Origin of the sequence: Streptomyces sp. NBC_00273 (assembly GCF_036178145.1) — a bacterium.
Classification (GTDB): Bacteria; Actinomycetota; Actinomycetes; order Streptomycetales; family Streptomycetaceae; genus Streptomyces.
Map to the genome: position 1 here is coordinate 2,476,334 of NZ_CP108067.1, position 21,112 is coordinate 2,497,445.

The 21,112-nt window shown below is 72.5% G+C and carries 18 protein-coding genes; 10 read left to right on the forward strand and 8 right to left on the reverse strand.

All coding sequences use genetic code 11. The annotated features are described in order from the left end of the window. Positions 1 to 15: 15 nt before the first annotated feature. Positions 16 to 915, reverse strand: coding sequence for an arginase family protein (locus OG386_RS10540; protein ID WP_328787912.1), 900 nt, complete (start codon positions 913 to 915; stop codon positions 16 to 18). Positions 916 to 987: 72 nt separating this feature from the next. Beyond that, a complete protein-coding gene (locus tag OG386_RS10545; protein ID WP_328787914.1) occupies positions 988 to 1,740 on the reverse strand; it encodes a hypothetical protein in 753 nt (250 codons plus the stop codon). Positions 1,741 to 1,986: 246 nt separating this feature from the next. Here OG386_RS10545 and OG386_RS10550 point away from each other — a divergent pair, with 246 nt between their 5' ends. Together OG386_RS10550 and OG386_RS10555 are read left to right on the forward strand one after the other, a co-directional pair. Continuing rightward, positions 1,987 to 2,679, forward strand: a complete 693-nt coding sequence (locus OG386_RS10550; RefSeq protein ID WP_328787915.1) for a hypothetical protein — start codon at positions 1,987 to 1,989, stop codon at positions 2,677 to 2,679. Between the two features lie 24 nt (positions 2,680 to 2,703). Continuing rightward, positions 2,704 to 3,228: a hypothetical protein gene (locus tag OG386_RS10555; RefSeq protein WP_328787916.1), complete on the forward strand. Its 525-nt coding sequence runs from the start codon at positions 2,704 to 2,706 to the stop codon at positions 3,226 to 3,228. Here OG386_RS10555 and OG386_RS10560 read toward each other — a convergent pair. The 5 genes from OG386_RS10560 to OG386_RS10580 form a co-directional block, all read right to left on the reverse strand. Further along, positions 3,225 to 5,243 (reverse strand): S9 family peptidase, encoded by a 2,019-nt coding sequence (locus tag OG386_RS10560; RefSeq protein ID WP_328787917.1) that lies wholly within the window; start codon positions 5,241 to 5,243, stop codon positions 3,225 to 3,227. The genes OG386_RS10555 and OG386_RS10560 overlap by 4 nt on opposite strands. Positions 5,244 to 5,256: 13 nt before the next feature. After that, complete coding sequence (locus OG386_RS10565) at positions 5,257 to 6,693, reverse strand: M20/M25/M40 family metallo-hydrolase (protein WP_405789366.1); 1,437 nt, start codon at positions 6,691 to 6,693, stop codon at positions 5,257 to 5,259. A 1-nt stretch (position 6,694) separates the two neighbouring features. Further along, positions 6,695 to 7,528 carry a M55 family metallopeptidase gene (locus OG386_RS10570; RefSeq protein ID WP_328787918.1) on the reverse strand — a complete coding sequence of 278 codons (834 nt, stop codon included), beginning with the start codon at positions 7,526 to 7,528 and terminating at the stop codon, positions 6,695 to 6,697. Between the two features lie 306 nt (positions 7,529 to 7,834). Then, the gene (locus OG386_RS10575; RefSeq protein WP_030729835.1) at positions 7,835 to 8,278 is read right to left on the reverse strand and encodes an SRPBCC family protein; all 444 of its coding nucleotides are present in this window, start codon (positions 8,276 to 8,278) and stop codon (positions 7,835 to 7,837) included. Between the two features lie 75 nt (positions 8,279 to 8,353). Continuing rightward, positions 8,354 to 9,196 (reverse strand): hypothetical protein, encoded by an 843-nt coding sequence (locus tag OG386_RS10580; RefSeq protein ID WP_328787919.1) that lies wholly within the window; start codon positions 9,194 to 9,196, stop codon positions 8,354 to 8,356. Between the two features lie 112 nt (positions 9,197 to 9,308). Here OG386_RS10580 and OG386_RS10585 point away from each other — a divergent pair, with 112 nt between their 5' ends. The 3 genes from OG386_RS10585 to OG386_RS10595 all read left to right on the forward strand — a co-directional run bounded on the left by OG386_RS10585 (position 9,309) and on the right by OG386_RS10595 (position 12,519). Then, a complete protein-coding gene (locus OG386_RS10585; RefSeq protein WP_328787920.1) occupies positions 9,309 to 10,340 on the forward strand; it encodes an Rv2578c family radical SAM protein in 1,032 nt (343 codons plus the stop codon). A 112-nt stretch (positions 10,341 to 10,452) separates the two neighbouring features. Continuing rightward, complete coding sequence (locus tag OG386_RS10590) at positions 10,453 to 12,045, forward strand: alpha/beta hydrolase (protein ID WP_328787921.1); 1,593 nt, start codon at positions 10,453 to 10,455, stop codon at positions 12,043 to 12,045. Positions 12,046 to 12,099: 54 nt separating this feature from the next. Continuing rightward, positions 12,100 to 12,519 carry a RidA family protein gene (locus OG386_RS10595; RefSeq protein WP_328787922.1) on the forward strand — a complete coding sequence of 140 codons (420 nt, stop codon included), beginning with the start codon at positions 12,100 to 12,102 and terminating at the stop codon, positions 12,517 to 12,519. A 41-nt stretch (positions 12,520 to 12,560) separates the two neighbouring features. On the opposite strand, the gene OG386_RS10600 is transcribed toward OG386_RS10595, so the two are convergent. Continuing rightward, a complete protein-coding gene (locus tag OG386_RS10600; protein ID WP_328787923.1) occupies positions 12,561 to 13,112 on the reverse strand; it encodes an adenylosuccinate lyase in 552 nt (183 codons plus the stop codon). Between the two features lie 395 nt (positions 13,113 to 13,507). Here OG386_RS10600 and OG386_RS10605 point away from each other — a divergent pair, with 395 nt between their 5' ends. The 5 genes from OG386_RS10605 (at position 13,508) to OG386_RS10625 (ending at position 21,110) form a co-directional block, all read left to right on the forward strand. Next, positions 13,508 to 15,307, forward strand: a complete 1,800-nt coding sequence (locus OG386_RS10605) for a 3-hydroxyacyl-CoA dehydrogenase family protein (RefSeq protein WP_328787924.1) — start codon at positions 13,508 to 13,510, stop codon at positions 15,305 to 15,307. Positions 15,308 to 15,470: 163 nt separating this feature from the next. Then, a complete protein-coding gene (locus OG386_RS10610; RefSeq protein WP_266606351.1) occupies positions 15,471 to 16,283 on the forward strand; it encodes a TetR family transcriptional regulator in 813 nt (270 codons plus the stop codon). A gap of 405 nt (positions 16,284 to 16,688) precedes the next feature. After that, a complete protein-coding gene (gene ccrA, locus OG386_RS10615) occupies positions 16,689 to 18,026 on the forward strand; it encodes a crotonyl-CoA carboxylase/reductase (protein WP_328787925.1) in 1,338 nt (445 codons plus the stop codon). 31 nt (positions 18,027 to 18,057) lie between these two features. Next, positions 18,058 to 20,139 carry a protein meaA gene (locus OG386_RS10620; RefSeq protein WP_328787926.1) on the forward strand — a complete coding sequence of 694 codons (2,082 nt, stop codon included), beginning with the start codon at positions 18,058 to 18,060 and terminating at the stop codon, positions 20,137 to 20,139. After that, entirely contained in the window at positions 20,136 to 21,110 is a 975-nt protein-coding gene (locus tag OG386_RS10625; protein WP_266606348.1) for an HpcH/HpaI aldolase/citrate lyase family protein, read from the forward strand. The genes OG386_RS10620 and OG386_RS10625 overlap by 4 nt, the downstream gene beginning before the upstream one ends. The last annotated feature ends 2 nt before the right edge of the window (positions 21,111 to 21,112 follow it).

Below are 21,112 nucleotides of genomic sequence, written 5' to 3' on the forward strand. Positions count from 1 at the left end.
CACCACCGGTCAGGATTACGCAAAGGCGCCCGCGACCAGGTCGGCGAGGAGGGCGCCCGCACGTCCGTCCGGATCCAGGTCCGGGTCGTAGATCGTGACGTTGAGCCCGGCGCAGCGCGGCGAGCCCACCAGGACGGCGAGCAGTTCGGCGAGTTCGTCGGGGAGCAGGCCGCCGGGGTCGGGGCTGTCCACGGCCGGCATGACGCCCGGGTCCAGCACGTCGGCGTCCAGGTGCACCCAGAACCCGGCGGTGTCCGGCGGGTGGAGCCCGTCCAGTGCCGCTCGGGCCACCGGCCCCGCGCCGCGCCGGCGGATCTCCCCGACGGTGGCGACGGAGATCCGGGCCGCGTGCAGCTCGGCGAGGTCCGGGTCGCCGTCGCGCAGCCCGAAGAGCCGTACGTCCTCGTCGCGCAGGTAGGGGCCGCGGCCCTCCAGGTCGGCGAGGTCCGCCTGGCCGCGGCCGGTCGACAGGGCCAGCTCCTCGCCGCCGGCGGCGCCGACGGGGCCGTTGACGGCCTCGTTGCCGGGGTGGCGGAAGTCGGCGGAGCCGTCGATCGCGGCGAGGCCGTAGCGTCCCAGGCGGCGCATGGCGAGGGCCGCACCGAGCTGGATGGAGCAGTCGCCGCCGAGCACGACGGGGAACTCCCCCGCCCGCAGGTGCCGTTCGATGCGGTCGGCGAGGGTGACGGTGTACGCGGCGAGGGCCTCGGCGTGGAACACGCCGTCGCCCTCCCGCCAGTCGCCGCGGTCGTAGCGCGGTGGCACCACCACCCCGCCCTCGACGGCGCCGAGCCGGGCCAGCAGGCCTTGTTCGCGCAGGGCCCCGGCGAGCTTGTAGACGCCCGGTACGGCGCCGGGCGCGGGCGGGCGCAGCCCGAGGTTGGAGGGGGCGTCGAGGAGCACGAGGGTTCGCATGCCCTCATCCTGTGCGATGCGACCCCGCAGGGCCCGGCATTTCCCCGGCGCCGCCCCACCGGGCCGGCCGCGTCACCGGTGCCCGTGGTCCACCATCAGGTCGCCGATCAGCGCGGACAGGGCGTCGACCCGGCGCCGGTCCTCGCGCTGGTTCCGCAGCGCCTCGTCGACGGCCCGCAGCCGGGCCAGGGCGGCCGGCTCGCGGTCCGTCACCTCGTCGATCAGCGGCGAGGTGACCAGATCCAGGCACGCGGTGAACAGGCGACGGGTGGCAGGCGACGGCGGGGCGGGATCCGGATCTGCGTATCCGCTGGTCAGATACCGCACGGGATCGGTGAGGCTCCAGCCGACCACGACACCCCGCTGGACCAGGAGCGCCACGTCGGGTGCGATGCCGATGCGGGCCTCCAGCGGCTCGTCGAGGACGTCGAGGTCGCGCAGACAGGTCAGTACGGTGTCCCCGGGAGCGCGGTGCAGCACCGTACACATCTCGTGCCGGAAGTCCTGGACCTCGTCCGCACGGAGCCCACCGGGGCGCACTGCGGGCACGACGGGAACGCGGTCGGCGTTCTCGGCGTGCAGGGACCCGTAGGGCATCTGGAATTCGGCTCCGACCAAGGCCCGACTGTCTTTGTCGAACCGAAGGATGTCGGGGGCGTCCCACAGCCAGTGCTCGCTACCGAAGGTGCCCAGGACGAACCGTTCACGTTCCCCCACGCTCGCGTACGGCACGAGACGCACGGAGTCGGTCGTGAAGCGCGGAGTGATGCGCAGCGGCTCGCGCGTCACCGCCGCGCACCAACCGCCGTCGAATGCCACCTTCACGGTCCCCTCCACCTCATCGGCTCCTACTCCTGGCGCCCGGCCCTTCGCATGACGGAAGTCATCCCAGGCCGTGCGCACGGCCATTTCGAGTCAGGCATCGTCAAGACCGCATGGTTCGGCGAATCACCTCGGCGGGTTTCGGGGTGGTGATCATATTCGTGCATGCGGTGACAGGCGCCGCGTGGCTCGGCCGGCGCATGGGCCTGATGTCAGGCCGGGTCGTGTGGCAGCATCGGCCGGGTGATCATGGACGAGGCGAGGATGGGCCTGCTCCGCAGGGCCGCGGTGAACAACGCCGCCTGGTGCGACGCGGTGTGTCGGGCGCACGGGCTGGCGCCGCGGTACGACGGCGAGCAGCTGTGGTCCAGTGCGCGGCGGACTCCGCCGTTGTATCCGGATGCCGTGACGCTGGAACCGGGTGTACCGGCGCGGAACGTGGTCCGGGGCGTCGACATCGCCTCCCACGGCTGCTCCGTGAAGGACAGCTTCGCCGACCTGGACCTGGTCGGGGCGGGCTTCGAGGTGCTGTTCGAGGCGCAGTGGATCCATCGGCCCGCCGGGGCGCCGCTCCCCGAAGCGGAGGCGGAGGCGGCCGGGCTGGAGTGGTCCGAGGTCTCTGGCGCCGAGGAGCTGGCGGCCTGGGAGGCCGCCGGGGGCGGCGGGCCGTTCCGGCCGGGCCTGCTCGGCGAGGGGATCGTCTTCCTGGCCGGGCGCGCCGACGGCCGGATCGTCGCCGGGGCCGTGGCCAGCACCGGCGGGGGTGTGGTCGGCGTGTCCAACCTGTTCGGGGCCGCCTGGGCGGGTGTCCTCGGCGCGGTCTCCGACCGGTGGCCGGAGCTGGACGTGGTCGGCTACGAGCACGGGGAGGACCTGGAGGCGGCGGTCCGGGCCGGCTTCGCCGCCATCGGTCCGCTGCGGGTCTGGCTTTTTGCCCAATGATCAACTTCTAGTGAGACTGGCGACGTGACATCGAATCAAGCAGGCCGACTCATCGGCGCGATATTCGGGCTCGTCTTCGTCCTGGCCAATGCCGGCGCCCTGCCCACGGCCGCCGCCGTGCCGGTGTGCGTCCTCGCGATCGCCTCGTTCGTCTGGCTGTTCGTCGCGCTGCGCAGGGTACGGACGCCTCCCGCCGGCGGCGAGGGCGGGGCCGCGCCGAGGCGGTTCGGGCGGCGCTTCCTCCTCGTGGTGGCCGCCGAAGTCGCCGTCGCGCTGGCCGGTTTCCTCGTCATCAACCTCGTGTTCCACGCCCCGCAGGCCGCGGTGCCCTGGCTCAGCCTGGTCGTCGGCCTGCACTTCTTCGGTCTCGCCGCCGTCTGGCGCATGCCGTCGCTCCGGCCGCTGGCAGCCGCGATGGCCGCCTGCGGCGCCGCCGGTCTGGTCCTGGTCGCCTGCGGGGCCTCCCTCGCCGTCATCGCGGCCGTCGCGGGCATCGCCCCCGGCGCCCTGCTGCTCGGCTCCGTCGCCCGGAGCCTGCGCACCCGCTAGCCGTCCAGTTCCAGCCGCGGCACGTCGGTGCGTTCGATCCCGAAGACCTGCGCGTACAGGGAGAGTTCTGCCTCCAGCGCGCGGATCATGGTGTCGGCCCGCCGGAAGCCGTGACCCTCGCCCTCGAAGGTCACGTACGCGTGCGGCACCGGCCGGTCCCGCAGGGCGTCGAGCAGCCGCTCCGCCTGGGCCGGCGGGCAGACCGGGTCCTCCAGCCCCTGGAGGAGCACGAACGGCGCCGTGATCCCGTCGGCGCGGGCCACCGGGGAACGCTCGCGGTTGAGTACGGCCAGGGTCTGCGGCGGCCCGGCCAGGCTGTCGATGTAGCGCGATTCCAAGTCGTGGGTCTCCTCGGCGAAGCCCACCAGGTCCAGCACCGGGTAGATGATCGCCGCGCACGCGTACAGGTCGGTGGCGGCCAGCGAGGCCGCCGCGGTCCAGCCGCCCGCGCTGCCGCCGCGGATGGCGAGCCGGGCGGGGTCGGCGGTGCCCTCGGCGGCCAGCGCGCGGGCGACCGACGCGCAGTCCTCCACGTCCACCACGCCCCATTGCTCGCGCAGCCGCTCCCGGTAGGCGCGGCCGTATCCGGTGGAACCCCCGTAGTTCACCTCGACCACGCCGATGCCGCGCGAGGTGAAGTAGGCGATGTGCAGGTCGAGTACGGGCGGCACGTGGTCGGTGGGTCCGCCGTGCGCCCAGACCACGTACGGGGGCAGTTCGTCGGCGGCGGCCCGGACGGCCGGGTGGTGCGGCGGGTAGACGTGCGCGTGGATCTGGCGGTTGTCGGGGCCGAGGAAGGTGCGGCTCTGCGGCTCCGGGTAGTAGGCCGGGTCCACCGGGTCCGGGCGTTGCCCGCCGACCGCCCGGGCGTGCCCGGTCGCGGTGTCCAGCTCGACCACCTCGTACGCGCTGCGCGGGCTGGCGGCGACGCCGTAGACGCGGGTGCCGTGCACGGCGAGGGTCGGCTGCCAGGCGGTCCACGGCCCGGCGGCGTCCACCAGGTCGCCGCTCTCCGGGTCGAGGATGCCGAGCACCGAGGAGCCCTGCCCGTGCAGGACGGCGACGAGCCCGGGCGGCGAGCCCGCCGGGTGCGGGGTGTCCCCGGGGAGCGGGGCGAGCCAGCGCAGCCCCGGCTTCCACAGCGGGCCGCCGAACTCCTCCTCCCGCGGGCAGAGGTTGATCGCCCAGCCGGTCCGCGGGTCCACCCCGTACGGGTTCCACCAGCCGCCGCGGTCGCTGACCGCGAGGAGGGTCCCTTCGGCCGTCCACTCGACCTGGGCGACGGCCTCGTCGGGGCCGCCGAGTACGGTCCGTGCGTCGGCGAGCTCCCCGTCCCCGGTGACCTCGGCCACCCTGAGCTCGGTACCGTCCCACGGCATCGAGGGGTGGTCCCACACCAGCCAGGCGGCCCGCCGGCCGTCCGGGGAGAGCCGGGGCCCGGTGGTGAACCGGTACCGGTCGTGCGTCAGCTCCCGCACCGCGCCGCGGTTCCCGGCCGCCGAGCCGTCCAGCGGTACGGCGGCCAGCACCCGGCGCACATCGGTCGGCGCGGGCCCGGTGAACTCCTCCAGCACGCACCAGACCTCGTCGCCGCGCAGCACCGGGTCGGCCCAGCGCAGGCCGCCGCCGGTCCGGGAGACCGGGGTCAGGGGCCGCGGCTCGGGGCCACCGGGGGCGTCGGGCTCGTACGCGTACAGCCGCTGGTCGGCGAAGTGGACGAAGACCAGCAGGGGGCCGCCGGCGGGCCGTTCGACCCCGGCCCAGGGCAGGCCGCCGTACTCGGTGACGCGGCTGCGCACGTTCCACGGGGCGGGGAGTTCGGTGATCTCGGGCCCGCCGTCGGCGAGGCGGCGGCGCACCAGGGTACGGCGGCCGGCCTCCTCGGGCCGGGGTTCGGTCCACCACACCTCGGGGCCGACCGTGCCGAGGTACTCGGGCCGCCCGTCGAGACAGGCGGCGAGGCCCGCGTCGATGGGTGAGGGCCAGCTGCCGTAGGGCCGGGTCGTCGCCGCCATCACCGGGCCCCGTTCACAGGGTCCGCAGCGCGTGGTCGAGGACGCGGACGCCGAAGTGCAGGGCGTCTACGGGCACCCGCTCGTCCACGCCGTGGAAGAGGGCCCAGTAGTCGAAGTCGGGCGGCAGCTTCAGCGGGGAGAAGCCGTAGCCGGTGATGCCGAGGCGGGAGAACTGCTTGGCGTCGGTGCCTCCCGCCATGCAGAACGGGATCACGTGGCCGGCCGGGTCGAACCGTTCGACCGACTCGCGCAGGATCCCGTACGTCCGGCCGTCCACGGGGGCTTGGAGGGCGACCTCCCGGTGGTGGAACTCCCAGCGCACGTCGGGGCCGGTGAGGGCGTCGAGGGTGGCGGTGAACTCGGCCTCGCCGCCGGGCACGGTCCGGCCGTCGACATAGCCGGTGGCGTGCTCGGGGATCACGTTGAGCTTGTAACCGGCGCTGAGCATGGTCGGGTTGGCGCTGTTGCGCACGGTGGCGCGGACCAGCGCGCCGGCCGGGCCGAGCCGGTCGAGGAGCGCGTCGACGTCGAGGTCCGGCCGCCGCGGGTCCACCGACAGGCCCTGTAGGGCGGCGAGTTCGACGATGCAGGCGGTGACGGTGTCGGTGAGCCGGACCGGCCAGTCGTACGCGCCGATCCGCGCGACGGCGGCGGCGAGCCGGCTGACGGCGTTGGCCCTGTTCGGCTTGGAGCCGTGACCTGCGGTGCCGTGCGCGGTCAGCTTCAGCCAGGCGGTCCCGCGCTCCCCCGCCGCGATCGGGTAGAGGGCGCGGCCGCCGGGGCCGTCGTGCACGGTGAAGGCCCCGGACTCGCTGATGCCCTCGGTGCAGCCTTCGAAGAGGTGCGGGTGGTGGTCGGCGAGGAAGCCGGAGCCGTCGACCGCGCTGTCCTCCTCGTCGGCGGTGTAGGCGATCACGATGTCCCGGCGCGGCTTCACTCCCGCGCGTGCCCAGGCCCGTACGACGGCCAGCACCATCGCGTCCATGTTCTTCATGTCGACGGCGCCGCGCCCCCAGACCACGCCGTCGCGCACCTCGCCGGAGAAGGGGTCAACGCTCCAGTCGGCGGCCTCGGCAGGGACCACGTCGAGGTGGCCGTGGACGAGGAGGGCCTCGGCGGAGGGGTCGGTGCCCTCGATCCGGGCGACCACGTTGGTGCGGCCGGGGGTGCGTTCCAGCAGGAGCGGCTCCAGGCCGGCGGCGGCGAGCCGCTCGGCGACGTACTCGGCGGCGGGGCGCTCGCGGCAGTCGCCGCCGCCCCGGTTGGTGGTGTCGATCCGGATGAGGCCGGAGGTGAACTCGACGGCCTCGTCGAGAGCCACCGCGTCCACCACGTCCGCCACGCCCAGCACGTCGACGCCGGCCGATGTGCCCGCCGCGTCCACCGGCTCCGCGGTGTCGACGGCTCCGGCGCCTGCACCGGCGGGGATCTCGGCGTTGATTGCGCACATGTCAGCCATACTGCTCCTCCACGGCCGCCGAGACGACCGTCGTGACCGCTTTGAAGGCCCGGATCCCCTCGTACATGGTGTCGCTGGTGTACGCGACCTTGCGCTCCCCGGACCGCTCCACGCCGGGGACCACGGTGGCGGACATGGCCAGGTGCGCGGCGTCGAACTCCAGCTCCACGGTGAAGGGGCCGCCGCGGACCGGATCGTGGCGCACGGCCAGGGCGGTGGCCTCCTTGGCCGCGGCCCGGATGTCGGCGGCGGTACGGGCCGGGGTGCGGCACACGGCGGCGTAGCGCGAGACGTGGTCCTTGACGGCGACGGTCGCGGCTCCGGGGGCGTATCCGGCGGCGTCCACGCAGGTCAGGTCGTCGCCCGTGACCAGGATGACGGGGACCCCGTACTCGGCGACGACGTGCGCGTTGAGCAAGCCCTCGCTGGCGCGGGTCCCGTTGACCCAGACTCCGGTGATGGAGTTGGCGAGGTAGGTGTGGGCGAGGACCCCCTCGGAGCCGGCCCCGGTGTGGTAGCCGACGAAGGCGATGCCGTCGACATCGCCGTGCTGGACGCCCTCGACCATGGAGAGGGTCTTGTGGCGGCCGGTGATCATCTCGGCGCGGGCGTCGAGCTTCTCCAGCAGCAGGTTGCGCATGGTCCAGTGCGCCTCGTTGATGAGGACCTGGTCGGCTCCGCCGTCGTAGAAGCCGAGCACGGCGGCGTTGACGTCGGAGGTGAACATCGCGCGGCAGCGTTCCCACTGCGGGGTTCCGGGCAGCACGTCCGCGGGCCAGGTGACGCCGGTGGCGCCTTCCATGTCGGCGGAGATGAGGATCTTCATCAGGCCCCCGGGCGGTCGGTTGCGCTCAGAGTGCCACCCTAGCCGCCGAGACCCCCGGTGGCCGTGGGGCTCGCGCCCCGGCGCGGCGCGCGGTGCGCGACCCCCGCCGCGCGGCCCGTCGGTGCGCGGCCGTCGCTGCGCGGTATCCCGGTCGTGAGCCGTCCGTCTCACGAGCCGTCGGCGCGTCGGCGCAGTCCGCCCGTCGGCGCGTCCGCCCCTCGACCGAGCGAGCTGTGGTGCGCGGGCGCTCCGGGTTCACCCGATCCGGTGAGGCCGCTGTGCCGGCCCCACCGTCAACGCCGTTGCTCAGCGCTCCACTTCGGTGGCCAGGTTCTCCAGCACGGAGTCGTAGATCCGGCCGAGGCCCTTGGGCGCGAAGGTGCGCTCGAAGAAGCCGCCGATGCCGCCGGCGCCGTTCCAGACGGTGGTGACCACGGCCTTGGACTTGCCCTCACCGGCCGGGGTGACCCGCCAGGTGGTGACCATGGAGGAGTTGCGGTCCTTCTCCACCAGTTCGCCGTCGGTCGGCTCGCTGACCTCGAGCAGGCAGTCGCGCACGCGCTTGCTGGTGGCCTGGAGCTTCCAGTGCACCAGGGTGCCCTCGCCGTCGCCGCCCTCGCGCACCTCGTACTCGCTGAAGTGCTCGGGCAGCAGCTTCCCGCGGGTCCCGGTGTAGTCCGCCAGCGCGTCGAACACGGTCTCCGCGTCGGCCGCGATGATCCGCTCCGTGGTGGCCTCGACCTGCGCCATAGCTGTTCCTCCAGCAGTTGTGATCGCTCGTCACGGCGAAGCCAACCACCTCCGGGCCGGTGGCCCAAATCCGGATCAGACGTGGCAGCGGACGTACACGAGGAGGGTGTCGTCCGGGAGGCCGGCGAGGTGGGCCTCTCCCGCCCCCGGCCGTTGCGCGTACGGCGGAGTGTGCGGACAGGCGTCCTGGTCGTCGCAGGCACCGTGGACGGGATCGTAGCCCTGCTCGCACCACCAACCGTCGAGGGTCAGCACGTTGCCGTGCGCGACCGCCCGGTCGGCGCCGAAGGCGAGGAATTCCTCCCGGCCGTAGCCGCCGACCCTCCCGAGAGGGTCGTCCTCGCGGCGCAGGACATTGCCGAAGAACCCGGTATCCAGATGGTCCGGCAGCCCGGCGAGCCACTCGCGAAAGGCGGGGGCGGGCGGCTGCGCGAGGTACCTCTCCCAGCCCGCGTGCCGGGCTTCGGCGTCGACGCGGAGGTCGTGCGCCGTTTCCGGCGCCAACGCCGACGCCGGGGCGAACTCCTCCCACGGCCGGCCCGGCGGGTGCTCCGCCGCCATCTCGTGCCAGCGGTCCCAGGCGATGCCGGCCAGTTCGGCGGCCCGCTGCTGCGGCTCGCCCAAGGCGAGCAGTCCGCGCGGCCCGCCCGTGCACCAGCCCGGTCGGCTCGGCCTCCGGGTGCCGTCCCGCAGCGGCTGGTCGTGAACGATCCGGGGGTCCGCTTCGTGACCGGGACGGATCGGGTAGCCGCCGTCGTCCGCGCCGCCCGTGATCCACCAGTGGTCCCAGATCCACAGGTCGTCCGAGTAGGGCCGCGGCCCCCCGATCTCGAAGGGCGCCATCGCCTCGCCGACCGCTTCCACCAGCCGGTCCCGGGCCCCGCCCGGAAGGCACACCGTCAGTCTGTATCCCGCCATGCGGCGCAGCCTCACACGCCGGCCGCAGCGCCGACCAGCTATTTTCGAGGCCCGCACGATCATGGGAACATTTGTTCTATTCTCGGCGCAGAGCTACCGAGGGAGGCGCACCGTGCGCTGGGAGAACCTGACCGAGGGGTCCGCGGGGCCGGCCGCGCTCTTCGGGGCCGACGCCGTCGTGACCCGGACCATCGACACCCCCGAGTTCCGGGGGATCACCTTCCACGAGGTACGCGCCCGGTCGATCGTCAACCGCGTGCCCGGCGCCTCCCGCATGCCGTTCGAATGGACCGTGAACCCCTACCGGGGATGCAGCCACGCCTGCGTGTACTGCTTCGCCCGCAAGACGCACAGCTATCTCGACCTCGACACCGGCATCGGGTTCGACTCGCAGATCGTCGTCAAGACCAACGCCCCCGAACTGCTGCGCCGCGAGCTCGCCTCGCCCCGCTGGACCGGCGCGCACATCGCCATGGGCACCAACGTCGACTGTTACCAGCGCGCCGAGGGCCGCTACGGGCTGATGCCCGGGATCATCGAAGCCCTGCGCGACCGCGCCAACCCGTTCTCGATCCTCACCAAGGGCACGCTGATCTTGCGCGACCTCCCCCTGCTGCGGGAGGCCGCCGAGGTCACCGAGGTCGGCATATCGGTCTCGGTCGGCTTCACCGACACCGGGCTCTGGCGGACCGTCGAGCCGGGCACCCCCTCCCCCGCCGCCCGGCTGGGCGCCGTGCGGGCGCTCACCGACGCCGGGATCGAGTGCGGGGTGCTGATGGCCCCGGTGATCCCCTTCCTCGGGGACTCCCCGGAGCAGCTGCGGGCGACCGTACGGGCCGTGGCCGAGGCCGGCGCGACCTCCGTGACACCCCTGGTACTCCATCTGCGGCCCGGCGCGCGCGAGTGGTTCACGGCCTGGCTGGGCGCCCACCACCCCCACCTGGTCCCCCGGTACGAGCGGATGTACGCGGGCGGGTCGTACGCGCCCACCTGGTACCAACGCCGGATCACCCGCCAAGTCCACGAACTGGCGGCCGAATTCGGCATCGGCCCGGCCCGCCGGGGCGAGGCCCGCAAGATCGTCACGCCGGAGCGGCCGGACGGCTCCGCGCCCGCCGGGGCCACGCAGCTCAGCCTCCTGTGACGGCCGGCGCCGCCTGAACGGTCATCACATCGGGCCAATCGGCGGCCCAATCCCGCCTTCCAGGCGTGGTTTCCGGGACGATTCCGCCCAGAACCCTCGGCTGGGAGGCCCCATGCTCCACCCCTTGAAGAAGCGCGCCGCTGTCCTGCTGTCGATCTCCACCGTCGCCGCCGCGCTCGCGAGCCCGGTGACGGCCGCGCCCGCCGCCCCGGCCGATCCGGCCGCGCAGGCGCCCGCGCAGGCGCCCGCGCAGGCGGCGCTGCGCTGGACCGGCTGCACCACCCCGCGGTACCCCACGCTGCAGTGCGCGTCCCTCAAGGTGCCCCTCGACCACGCACGTCCGGACGGCCGCCAGATCACCCTCGCCCTGACCCGGGTCCCCCACACCGGCCCCACCTCCCAGGGCCCGCTGCTGGTCAACCCGGGCGGCCCGGGCGGCAGCGGCCGCAGCCTGGCCGGATACATCGCCTCCGCCCTGCCCAAGGAGGTGGCCGCCCAGTACGACGTGATCGGCTTCGACCCCCGGGGCGTCGGCAAGAGCGAGCCGGCCCTGGACTGCGCGGCCGGGCACTTCAAGCCCGCGCGGCCGGACTCCGTCCCCATGGACGAGGCCACCGAGCGGGCCAACCTGGACCGGGTGCGCTCCTTCGCCGAGTCCTGCGGGGCCAAGCACGCGGACGTGCTGCCGTACATCGACACCGTCTCGTCCGCCCGCGACATCGAGGCGCTGCGCGGCGCCCTCGGCGCGGAGCGGATCAGCTACTTCGGCTACTCGTACGGGACCTACCTGGGCGCGGTGTACGCCAAGCTCCACCCGGGCCGCGTGCACCGGCTCGTCCTGGACTCCGTGGTCGACCCGGGCGGGGTCTGGTACGAGGACAACCTCGCCCAGGACCTCGCCTTCGACGCGCGCCACAAGGCGTTCCTTGCCTGGGTGGCCCAGTACGACGCCACCTACAAGCTCGGCACCGACCCGGCGGAGGTCGAGCGGGCCTGGTACGCGATGCGGGACGCGCTGCGCGAGAGCCCGGCGGGGGGCAAGGTGGGGCCGGCGGAGCTGGAGGACACCTTCATGCCCGGCGGGTACTACAACGGCTACTGGCCGAACCTGGCCGAGGCCTTCGCCGCGTACGCGGTGGCCAAGGACCCGAAGCCGCTGGTGGCCGCCTACGAGCGGTTCGGCGCGGTGGAGCCCTCCGCCGGCAACGGTTACAGCGTCTACACGGCGGTGCAGTGCCGGGACTCGGCCTGGCCGAAGGACTGGAACCAGTGGCGCGCGGACATGTGGCGCACCCATGCCAAGGCGCCGTTCATGACCTGGAACAACGCCTGGTACAACGCCCCGTGCGCGTTCTGGCCGACGGAGCCGCTCGAGGCCCCGGACGTGACCAACGCCGACCTCCCGTCCGCCCTGCTGCTCCAGGCGACGGACGACGCGGCGACCCCCTTCGAGGGGGCGCTCAGCATGCGGGAGAAGCTGTCGGGTTCGGCCCTGGTGGTGGAGGAGGGCGGCGGCAACCACGGCATCGCCCTGAGCGGCAACAAGTGCTTGGACGAGAAGGTGTCGGCCTACCTGACGACCGGCAGGGCCACGGACGCCACCTGCCCCGCCCAGGCGGCCCCGAAGCCGACGACGGCGACCCGCGCCGTGCCCGCCTCCGCGGGCGGTGCGGCCCTGCACGGCCTGCTCGGCTTCCGGGGCTGACGCCCGCCCGGTCCACCCTGTCGGGGCGGAAGGGGAAGGGGCAAGATCGTGGCCATGACCACGACACCGTCGCACAGCAGCCACCTGACCCGCATCGCCGCGCCGGAAGGAGTCGCCGCGAGCCCCCACTACAGCCACGTCGCGTGGGGCACGGGGCGCTTCGTCGCCGTGTCGGGACAGTGCGCGCTCGACGAGCGGGGCGAGGTCGTGGGCGAGGGGGATCCGGCCGCCCAGGCCCGGCAGGTGTTCGAGAACCTGCGCCGGTGCCTGGCGGCGGCGGGGGCGAGTTTCGACGACGTCGTGAAGCTCACCTACTTCGTGACGGACGTCGCCCACCTCCCGGCGGTGCGGGAGGCCCGCGACGCGGTGATCCCGGCCGACCGCCTCCCGGCCTCCTCGGCCGTGCAGGTCTCCGCGCTGTTCCGGCCCGAACTCCTGGTCGAGATAGAGGCCTTCGCGGTCATCGCCGCATAGCGGGCCGCGATCCCCGGCCCGCGCGCCCCGGCCCGCGCGCCTCAGCGCAGGTTGCGCAGCGCGGCCGTCGCCGCCACCGCCAGCCGGGGGTGGGACTGGGCGCGGACGAGCAGTTCGCGGGCGCGGGGGTCGGCGAGCGCGCCGAGACCCTCGATGCAGGCCAGTGCCACCCGCCAGTACGGGTCGTGCGGGTGCAGCAGCCGCGAGAGGGTGGCCATCAGGGCCGGTACGGACTCGGGGGCGCGCAGGACGGTGAGCAAGCGCACGGGCTGCAGGGCGTAGGCCGTGCGCAGGGCATTGGTGGCGAGGGCGGCTGCCGCGCGGGCGGTGCGCGGGTCGTCCAGGGCGGCCAGCGCCTCGGCGGCGGCCGCGCAGCGGGCCGGGTCCCGGTGGTTGAGGAGCAGGACGAGGGATTCGAAGGCGCGGCGGTCTCCCGCGAGGCCCAGCCGGTACGCGGCCAGTTCGCGGGCCCACAGGGGCAGCCCGGCCGAAGTCAGAGAGGCGGCGAGACCGTCGGGGGCGGCCGTGAGCAGCACCTCGTACTCGGGTGACGGTCCCGCCTCCGCCCGCAGGCGCTCCAGCACGTCGTTCACCCGGCCACCTTAGGGGGACACAGCGGTCGACGTGCCGGGTTTCGGGACATCGGAGACAGCCCGTTGATCGATGATCGATGATCGGTACATTTGGGCGGTACAGGTCACATCTCCGCGCTCTGGCGGACCAGTTACCGGCGGGTTACTGTCGTTGCAACACGTACGAGGGCGGCCTGGTGACGCAGCCGCCTCGTGCCGGTCGGTTCGTTTCTCCACGGTGTGACCCCGGGACAGGGTTCCGCCGTTTCCGCCCCAGGGACTCGTTCTCCGCGGGCACCTCTCTGCGGGCCCGCTCACCCCGGGTCCTTCACCGCACGGCTCTTCCGTACGGCATCCGCGCGCGCCGTGCGCCGCGCGCCCTCTCAGTCGTCACCCTCATCCACTGGAGTCCCTCGATGGACCGTCAGTCCAGTCAGCCCACCCTCCAGACCATCGCCGTCGTCGGCCTCGGCACGATGGGCACCGGCATCGCCGAGGTCCTCGCCCGGGCCGGCCGCGAGGTCATCGGCATCGACATCAGCGAGGCCGCCGCCCAGCGGGCCGCGACCGCCCTCGCCGCGGCCACCGCGCGCTCCGTCGCCCGGGAGCGGCTCACCGAGCAGGAGCGGGCCGACGTGCTCGCCCGCTTCCGCACCTTCACCGATCTGGGCGCCGCCGCCGAGGCCGATCTGGTCATCGAGGTCGTCCCGGAGTCGTACGAGATCAAGCAGCAGGTGTTCCGCGAGCTCGACTCGATCGTGCGGCCCGACGCCATCCTGGCCACCGGCACCAACGCCCTGTCGGTGACGCGCATGGCCGCCGAGTCCCTGCGTCCCGAGCGCGTGCTGGGCCTGCACTTCTTCAACCCCGCCCCCGCGATGAAGCTGGTCGAGATCGTCTCCTGCGTCCTGACCGCCCCGCCGGCCGTCGAGGCGGTCACCGATCTGGCCCGTGAGCTCGGCAAGGAGCCCGTTCCGGTCGGCGACCGGCCCGGCTTCGTCGCCGACGGCCTGCTCTTCGGCTACCTCAACCAGGCCGCCGCCATGTACGAGGCGCGGTACGCCTCCCGCGAGGACATCGACGCGGCGATGCGGCTCGGCTGCGGGCTGCCCATGGGCCCGCTCGCGCTGCTCGACCTGATCGGCGTGGACACCGCCCGCACCGTCCTGGAGGCCATGTACGCCTCCTCCGGCGACCGGCTGCACGCCCCGGCCCCGATCCTGGGCCAGCTGGCCGAGGCGGGCCTGACCGGGCAGAAGTCCGGCCGCGGCTTCTACACGTACGAGGCGCCGGGCAGCTCGGTGATCGTCCGCGACCTGCAGACCCCGCTCGACGGGTCCCTGGTCGGCACCGGCCGTCCCGTCAGCTCGGTCGGCGTGGCCGGCTCGGGAACGATGGCGAGCGGGATCGCCCAGGTCTTCGCCCAGGCCGGTTACGGCGTGGTGCTCGCCGCCCGCAGCCAGGAGAAGGCCGAGGCCGCCAAGGCCGCGATCGGGAAGTCCTTGGGCCGTGCGGTGTCCAAGGGCCGCCTGACCGAGGAGGGCGCGGCCCAGACCCTGGACCGGATCACCCCGGCCGGATCGCTGGACGCCTTCGCCGAGGTGGACCTGGCCGTGGAGGCCGTCGCCGAGGACCTGGCGGTCAAGCAGGAGCTGTTCGCGACCCTGGACAAGGTCTGCAAGCCGGGTGCGGTGCTGGCCACCACCACCTCTTCGCTGCCGGTGATCGCGGTCGCCCGCGTGACCTCGCGTCCGCAGGACGTGATCGGCATGCACTTCTTCAACCCGGCCCCGGCGATGAAGCTGGTCGAGGTGGTCCGGACCGTCCTGACCGCCGACGACGTGCACGCCACGGTCCGCGAGATCTGCCTCAAGGTGCGCAAGCACCCGGTGGACTGCGGCGACCGGGCCGGCTTCATCGTGAACGCGCTGCTGTTCCCGTACCTCAACAACGCGATCAAGATGGTCGAGCAGCACTACGCCGACATCGACCAGATCGACGCGGCGATGAAGCTGGGCGGCGGCTACCCGATGGGCCCGTTCGAGCTCCTCGACGTGGTCGGTCTGGACGTCTCGCTGGCCATCGAGAAGGTCCTGCACAAGGAGTTCCGCGACCCGGGCCTGGCCCCGTCCCCGCTGCTGGAGCACCTGGTGGCGGCGGGCTGCCTGGGCCGGAAGACCGGCCGCGGATTCCGTGAGTACGCCGCCCGCCGGTAATCCGTCGGGCCACGAGCCGGATGCGTGGGGAGGGCTGCTCGGGCCCGCCGGACCCTCACGGCGGGCCAACCCTCACGAGCCCAGTGCGGGCCCTCCCCCGCATCCACCCCTCTCTCACCCCCCGCAGGCGCGCACCCCTGCACGAATGAAGTACTTTCGCTCTATGTCCCAGCCCGCCAAGACCTCGCCCCGCGCCGCCACGGCCTCCGACACCCCGGAGAGTCCGGCCGGCACCAAGGCGGCCGCCCAGCGGCTCAAGATGCGCCGCGAGCTCGCCGCCGCGGCCATGGAGCTCTTCGCGACCAAGGGGTACGAGGCGACGACGGTCGACGAGATCGCCGCGACCGCCGGGGTGGCGCGGCGGACCTTCTTCCGGCACTTCCGGTCCAAGGAAGAGGCGATCTTCCCGGACCACGACGACACCCTGACCCGCGCCGAGGCCGTCCTGGACGTGGCCCCGGCGCACGAGCACCCGCTCGACACGGTGTGCCGCGGGATCAAGGAAGTCATGAAGATGTACGCCGCCTCGCCGGCGGTGTCGGTGGAGCGCTACCGGCTGACCCGCGAAGTGCCGGCGCTGCGGGAGCGGGAGATCGCCTCCGTGGCCCGGTACGAGCGGCTGTTCACCCGCTACCTGCTGGCCCATTTCGACGAGCACGACCACCACGACGGCAACGACGACCCGCTGCTGGCCGAGGTGGCCGCCTCGGCGGTGGTCACCGCCCACAACCACGTGCTGCGGCGCTGGCTGCGCGCGGGCGGCCAGGGGGACGTCGAGGCGCAGCTGGACCACGCGTTCTCGATCGTCCGGAAGACGTTCGGTACGGGCATCGGCGCGGGCCGCACCCTGAGCACGGAACCGGCCGCTCCGGCGGCCGTGCGCACGCAGGGCGAGGTGCTGGTGGCAGTGGCCCGTACCGACGCTCCGCTGGACGAGGTCATGCGGACCATCGAAGAGGCACTGCGCGCCAAGTAGGAACCACTCCCCCAGTGACCGCTGGGGGTGCCCCTGGTCACAGTGGCCGCTCCCGTTCCGGGGGCGGCCACTTTCGTTTGTCCGGCTTGCCCCTACTCGCGGGTAACTCTGATCGATCATCGCTCATCGGTGCAGGTCAATCGGCAAATGAGAGAAAGTTTTGGCACGCGGTGCCTTGCCGGGTGACACGGGGTGCCATACGTTGAAGTCGTCCGGATGTCCCCGCGACCCACGCCCACCCGGCGTGGAACGCGCCCCGGATCGCCTGCGTCACCAGGCACCGCACGCCTCACCACGGGCGTCGCCCAGCACCACTGCACCAGCCGGACCGACGGCACACCGCACCCGCACCACGCACCCCGTTTACCTCAGCGCACCCTCATCAGCGCTAGCCGGAGGCTCACCGTGAAGGACATCCTGGACGCGATTCAGTCGCAGTCCGCCACCGCAGCAGACTTCGCGGCCCTGCCGCTTCCCGAGTCCTACCGCGCGATCACCGTGCACAAGGACGAGGCGGAGATGTTCGCCGGGCTCACCTCGCGCGAGAAGGACCCGCGCAAGTCCCTGCACCTGGACCAGGTCCCGGTGCCGGAGCTCGGCCCGGGCGAGGCCCTGGTCGCCGTCATGGCCTCCTCGGTCAACTACAACTCCGTGTGGACCTCGATCTTCGAGCCGGTCTCCACCTTCAGCTTCCTGGAGCGCTACGGCCGCCTGTCGGAGCTCACCAAGCGCCACGACCTGCCGTACCACGTCATCGGTTCCGACCTCGCGGGCGTCGTGCTGCGCACCGGCCCCGGCGTCAACGCCTGGAACCCGGGCGACGAGGTCGTCGCGCACTGCCTCTCGGTCGAGCTGGAGTCCTCCGACGGCCACAACGACACGATGCTCGACCCCGAGCAGCGCATCTGGGGCTTCGAGACCAACTTCGGCGGCCTGGCGGAGATCGCCCTGGTCAAGTCGAACCAGCTGATGCCGAAGCCCGACCACCTGAGCTGGGAGGAGGCCGCCTCCCCCGGTCTGGTCAACTCCACCGCCTACCGCCAGCTGGTCTCCCAGAACGGCGCCGGCATGAAGCAGGGCGACAACGTCCTGATCTGGGGCGCCAGCGGCGGCCTCGGCTCCTACGCCACCCAGTTCGCGCTGGCCGGCGGCGCCAACCCGATCTGCGTGGTCTCCAGCCCCGAGAAGGCGGACATCTGCCGGGCCATGGGCGCCACGGCGGTCATCGACCGCAACGCCGAGGGCTACAAGTTCTGGAAGGACGAGCACACCCAGGACCCGCGCGAGTGGAAGCGCTTCGGTTCCAAGATCCGCGAGCTGACCGGCGGCGAGGACATCGACATCGTCTTCGAGCACCCGGGCCGCGAGACCTTCGGCGCCTCGGTGTACGTCACCCGCAAGGGCGGCACCATCACCACCTGCGCCTCGACCTCGGGCTACATGCACCAGTACGACAACCGCTACCTGTGGATGTCGCTGAAGCGGATCGTCGGCTCGCACTTCGCCAACTACCGCGAGGCGTGGGAAGCCAACCGCCTGATCGCCAAGGGCAAGATCCACCCCACCCTGTCGAAGGTCTACTCCCTGGAGGAGACCGGCCAGGCCGCCTACGACGTCCACCGCAACCTCCACCAGGGCAAGGTCGGCGTCCTCGCGCTGGCCCCCGAGGAGGGCCTGGGCGTCCGCGACCACGAGATGCGCGCCAAGCACCTCGACGCCATCAACCGCTTCCGCAACGTCTGAGACCGTTCAAAGGCCTAAGGGACAGCCTGAGATGACAGAGCGCCAGAAGGACCGTCCGTGGCTCATGCGGACGTACGCCGGCCACTCCACGGCCGAGGCGTCCAACGAGCTGTACCGCCGCAACCTCGCCAAGGGCCAGACCGGCCTGTCGGTCGCGTTCGACCTGCCGACGCAGACCGGCTACGACCCCGACCACATCCTCGCCCGCGGCGAGGTGGGCCGGGTCGGGGTCCCGGTCTCCCATCTGGGCGACATGCGGCGGCTGTTCCAGGACATACCCCTGGAGCAGATGAACACCTCGATGACGATCAACGCCACGGCCATGTGGCTGCTGGCGCTCTACCAGGTGGCCGCCGAGGAGCAGGGCGCGGACATCGCCCAGCTCCAGGGCACCACCCAGAACGACATCGTCAAGGAGTACCTCTCGCGCGGGACGCACGTCTTCCCGCCGGGGCCGTCCCTGCGGCTGACGACGGACATGATCGCGTACACGGTCAACCACATTCCCAAGTGGAACCCGATCAACATCTGCTCGTACCACCTCCAGGAGGCCGGGGCCACCCCGGTCCAGGAGATCTCGTACGCGATGTCCACGGCGATCGCGGTCCTCGACTCGGTGCGCGACTCGGGCCAGGTGCCCCAGGAACGCTTCGGCGAGGTCGTCGCCCGGATCTCCTTCTTCGTGAACGCGGGCGTCCGCTTCATCGAGGAGATGTGCAAGATGCGCGCCTTCGGCCGCATCTGGGACAAGGTCACCAAGGAGCGCTACGGCATCGAGAACGCGAAGCAGCGTCGCTTCCGCTACGGCGTCCAGGTCAACTCCCTGGGGCTGACCGAGGCGCAGCCGGAGAACAACGTCCAGCGCATCGTGCTGGAGATGCTCGCGGTCACCCTCTCCAAGGACGCCCGCGCCCGCGCCGTGCAGTTGCCCGCCTGGAACGAGGCGCTGGGTCTGCCCCGGCCCTGGGACCAGCAGTGGTCGCTGCGCATCCAGCAGGTCCTGGCGCTCGAGAGCGACCTGCTGGAGTACGAGGACATCTTCGCCGGATCCCACGTCATCGAGGCCAAAGTCGACTCCCTGGTCGCCGACTGCCTGGCCGAGATCGACCGGATCCAGGAGATGGGCGGCGCCATGGCGGCCGTCGAGTCCGGGTACCTGAAGGGCGAGCTGGTCTCCTCGCACGCCGAGCGGCGGGCGCGGATCGAGGCCGGCGAGGACAAGATCGTCGGTGTCAACTGCTTCCAGCAGACCGAGGAGAACCCGCTCACCTCCGACCTGGACGGCGCCATCATGACGGTCGACCCCGCAACGGAGGCGCTCACCGTCGAGCGCATCGTCCGCTGGCGGGCGGAGCGTCAGGAGTCCTCGGACCGGCAGGGGAACGGCGATCCCTTCGTCTTCCCCACCACCCAGCAGGCGCTGGAGCGCCTCAAGGAGGCCGCGGCGGGCACCGAGAACCTGATGGAGGCCACGCTGGAGTGCGCCCGCGCCGGTGTCACCACCGGCGAGTGGTCCAGCGCCCTGCGCGAGGTGTTCGGCGAGTTCCGCGCCCCGACCGGGGTCTCCTCGGCCCCGGTGGCGGTCACCGCCGAGCCCGGCACGCCGATGCACGAGGTCCGCGAGAAGGTGTCCCGCACCGCCGACGAGCTCGGCTCGGGCCGGCTGCGCCTGCTGGTCGGCAAGCCCGGTCTGGACGGGCACTCCAACGGCGCCGAGCAGATCGCCGTCCGGGCCCGTGACGCCGGCTTCGAGGTGGTCTACCAGGGCATCAGGCTGACGCCGGAGGAGATCTCCTCCGCGGCGCTGGCCGAGGACGTGCACTGCGTGGGACTGTCCATCCTGTCCGGTTCGCACAGCGCTCTGGTCCCGGACGTCCTGGAACGGCTGCGACTGGCGGGGGCGGGTGACATCCCCGTCATCGTCGGAGGCATCATTCCGAACGCCGACGCCGTGACGCTCAAGGCCGCGGGTGTCGCCGCGGTCTTCACGCCGAAGGACTTCGGCATCACGGAGATCATCGGCCGTATCGTCGACGAGATCCGCAAGGCCAACAAGCTCGCCCCCCTCGACATCGACAACGAATTCGTTGCAAGCACGGAGGTCCCCGCATGACCACGCCAGTCCACCCGGTGAACCGCCTTCGCCCGCGTCGCTCCTGCCTCGCGGTGCCCGGCTCGAACCCGCGGTTCCTGGAGAAGGCCCAGGGCCTGCCGGCCGACCAGGTCTTCCTGGACCTGGAGGACGCCTGCGCGCCGCTCGCCAAGGAAGGCGCCCGCCACACCATCGTGGACGCGCTGAACAACGGCGACTGGACCGGCAAGACCCGCGTCGTGCGCGTCAACGACTGGACCACCCACTGGACCTACCGCGACGTCATCACGGTCGTCGAGGGCGCCGGCCAGAACCTCGACTGCATCATGCTGCCGAAGGTCCAGGACGCCCAGCAGGTCGTGGCCCTGGACCTGCTGCTGACCCAGATCGAGAAGACGATGGGCTTCGAGGTCGGCAAGATCGGCATCGAGGCGCAGATCGAGAACGCCAAGGGTCTGGTGAACGTCGACGAGATCGCCGCCGCCTCGCCGCGGCTGGAGACCATCATCTTCGGCCCGGCCGACTTCATGGCCTCCATCAACATGAAGTCCCTGGTCGTGGGCATGCAGCCGCCCGGCTACCCGGCGGACGCCTACCACTACATCCTGATGCGGATCCTGATGGCGGCCCGCATGCACAACCTCCAGGCGATCGACGGCCCCTTCCTCCAGATCCGCGACGTGGACGCCTACCGCGAGGTGGCCGGCCGGGCCGCCGCGCTGGGCTTCGACGGCAAGTGGGTGCTGCACCCCGGTCAGGTCGACGCGGCCAACGAGGTCTTCTCCCCTTCCCAGGAGGACTACGACCACGCCGAGCTGATCCTCGACGCGTACGACTGGTGCACCTCGGAGGCCGGCGGCAAGAAGGGCTCCGCGATGCTCGGCGACGAGATGATCGACGAGGCCAGCCGCAAGATGGCCCTGGTCATCGCGGGCAAGGGCCGGGCGGCCGGCATGGAGCGCACCACCAAGTTCGAGATCCCGGAGGCCTGATC

Bases quoted from the DNA above. Each gene is read 5' to 3' on its own strand.
- OG386_RS10540 (WP_328787912.1), bottom strand. From the start codon at position 915: ATGCGAACCCTCGTGCTCCTCGACGCCCCCTCCAACCTCGGGCTGCGC.
- OG386_RS10550 (WP_328787915.1), top strand. From the start codon at position 1,987: ATGGACGAGGCGAGGATGGGCCTGCTCCGCAGGGCCGCGGTGAACAAC.
- OG386_RS10560 (WP_328787917.1), bottom strand. From the start codon at position 5,243: ATGGCGGCGACGACCCGGCCCTACGGCAGCTGGCCCTCACCCATCGAC.
- OG386_RS10565 (WP_405789366.1), bottom strand. From the start codon at position 6,693: ATGTGCGCAATCAACGCCGAGATCCCCGCCGGTGCAGGCGCCGGAGCC.
- OG386_RS10570 (WP_328787918.1), bottom strand. From the start codon at position 7,528: ATGAAGATCCTCATCTCCGCCGACATGGAAGGCGCCACCGGCGTCACC.
- OG386_RS10575 (WP_030729835.1), bottom strand. From the start codon at position 8,278: ATGGCGCAGGTCGAGGCCACCACGGAGCGGATCATCGCGGCCGACGCG.
- OG386_RS10580 (WP_328787919.1), bottom strand. From the start codon at position 9,196: ATGGCGGGATACAGACTGACGGTGTGCCTTCCGGGCGGGGCCCGGGAC.
- OG386_RS10590 (WP_328787921.1), top strand. From the start codon at position 10,453: ATGCTCCACCCCTTGAAGAAGCGCGCCGCTGTCCTGCTGTCGATCTCC.
- OG386_RS10595 (WP_328787922.1), top strand. From the start codon at position 12,100: ATGACCACGACACCGTCGCACAGCAGCCACCTGACCCGCATCGCCGCG.
- OG386_RS10605 (WP_328787924.1), top strand. From the start codon at position 13,508: ATGGACCGTCAGTCCAGTCAGCCCACCCTCCAGACCATCGCCGTCGTC.
- OG386_RS10610 (WP_266606351.1), top strand. From the start codon at position 15,471: ATGTCCCAGCCCGCCAAGACCTCGCCCCGCGCCGCCACGGCCTCCGAC.
- OG386_RS10620 (WP_328787926.1), top strand. From the start codon at position 18,058: ATGACAGAGCGCCAGAAGGACCGTCCGTGGCTCATGCGGACGTACGCC.
- OG386_RS10625 (WP_266606348.1), top strand. From the start codon at position 20,136: ATGACCACGCCAGTCCACCCGGTGAACCGCCTTCGCCCGCGTCGCTCC.